This is a genomic window from Acidobacteriota bacterium, from assembly GCA_003225175.1.
GTDB lineage: Bacteria > Acidobacteriota > Terriglobia > Terriglobales > Acidobacteriaceae > Gp1-AA112.
This window is the reverse complement of the sequence record QIBA01000218.1, coordinates 1-1,852: the sequence shown is the minus strand read 5'-3', so window position 1 is coordinate 1,852 and position 1,852 is coordinate 1. Positions and strand designations below refer to the sequence as shown.

At 49.9% G+C, this 1,852-nt stretch carries 2 protein-coding genes; both read left to right on the top strand.

The window, feature by feature from the left end; genetic code table 11:
* Nucleotides 1-379 precede the first annotated feature (379 nt).
* The gene (locus tag DMG62_24725; GenBank protein PYY19335.1) at nt 380-1,165 is read left to right on the top strand and encodes a hypothetical protein; all 786 of its coding nucleotides are present in this window, start codon (nt 380-382) and stop codon (nt 1,163-1,165) included.
* Between the two features lie 38 nt (nt 1,166-1,203).
* Nucleotides 1,204-1,852 (top strand): hypothetical protein (locus DMG62_24720; protein PYY19334.1); only part of this gene is annotated, 649 nt, incomplete at its 3' end.

Genomic DNA, 1,852 nt, shown 5'->3' with positions numbered 1-1,852 from the left:
AGAGCTTCGTCCAGATACTTGCGCCAACCCGATTGAGTTCGAAGACAGGCTGACCTGCAACCTCCAGGACTGCTTTGCCGTCTGGCTTGGTTGTTAAGCGCGCTACTTCTGCTGTCTGCATGTGTACACCTCATTCCGAAAAAAAAACTCCGTCCGCCAGGATCTCCGCAAAACTCGGAGGACCTTTTAGGCTCAATCCGATTTTTTCAAGCTCGCACAATCCAATCAAGCCGGAAAAGAAGAAAAAACAAACACTAGTTGAACATCAATTGAAACTGGATTGACGGGGGGCTTTGGAAATTTTTATTGTTAGGTTGCCCTCATTTTGCGTCTTGTTTTCTGCGCATCAGCCTCGAATCGGCCGGGAAGAGTCATAGGCGTGAAGATAGGGATCAGCGGAATAGGTTATCAATGCGCAGAGCACCTGTCCGAGGTGTTACAGCCATGGCTTGATCTCAGAGCCACAAGCAAGCAAGAAATACTAATCAGTTTGGCGTACGGCGTGTTCCCTGAGGTCTACTCACTTTCTCAGATCAATCCCGACCGGCCTGATGGAAGTCTCGCCTCCTTACGTGAACTCCTCTTTCAAAAGAGGATCGACACTTTGTTTGTTTCCCCGGTTCCAAAATACGAATGGGACCTGAGGACATGTACGCTCCCCTCCTTGCTTCAGCGCCAGATTGATCTGCTGTGGCTTCTGGATTTACAAGACGAAATATATTCGATTGATGAGATTCAACGCATCGTGAACTTCATTGAACGCCATAAGGAAGCGGTGTGGTTCAAGGTAAATTTCAAGAACTACGCTTTTGCGATGGACAGCTACATTGAAGAATTCATAGTCCCGAGAATCTGGCGGGCGCGGGTACCCGCGGCGGTTCAGCGCTTCCATTACGACAACAGCGTGACTTACGAGGGGGGCCAGAAACAGGAAACCTTGCCTAACACGGCGATCCCCAGGAGCGTTGCCTTTCCTAAACATCTGTCGTGGGTTGGAAGCCCCGAATACCTGAAGAGGAAGATAAGATTTCAACATCTTCACTACGGCACTTGCAGTTACCGGTGGGATGAGGAAAGCGACAGTCTGCAATTTAACGAGGACTACTATCGCAGAGCCGGGAAGCCAGTCCCCACCGTCTACAAAGAAGAGTTGAAGCAAGTCTGAGCATCAACATCGGTATGGAAGGGCGGCTTGGAGGGGATATGAAGGACCTGGTTGTTGGAGCAATGGCGAATTACTCATGGGAGGAAATTGAACCATGGGTTGTGTCTCTGGAAGAATCCGGATACACAGGACAGAAGGCTGCAATTGCATACAACGTTACCTCTGATGCGATCGAGAGGCTGGTAGCTCGAGATTTCTTCATCAATCATGTCACCAGGCAACGCAGGGTGATCCATGTTGATCGCTTCTTTTATCTATGGGAGATTCTCCACGAAATCGAGGCCCGGTACGTCATTGCGACGGACACCAGAGACTTGATTTTCCAAACGAATCCCTCCGCATGGCTGGAGAAATATCTGCCGCCTTTTCGTTTGAACGTGGGCTCGGAATGCATCGCTCACAAGGATCAGGCGTTTAATGACGAAGGCATGTTGGCAACTTTTGGGCCGGAAGTATGTGCCTGGATGAAAGAAAAGCTGGTCTACAATGCCGGTAGTTTTGCGGGAGAGGCCAGCGCCATCCGGGACCTGTCTCTAAACATCTATCTCCTATGCCATCAGAATGCCTACTGCAATCCGGACCAGTTTGCCCTGAACCTGCTAATTAATCTTTCTCCGTGGAAGGAAATCACGCGATTTAGCTCTATGGCGGACGGATGGGCGTGCCAAGGAGCAATTGTTGCCAATC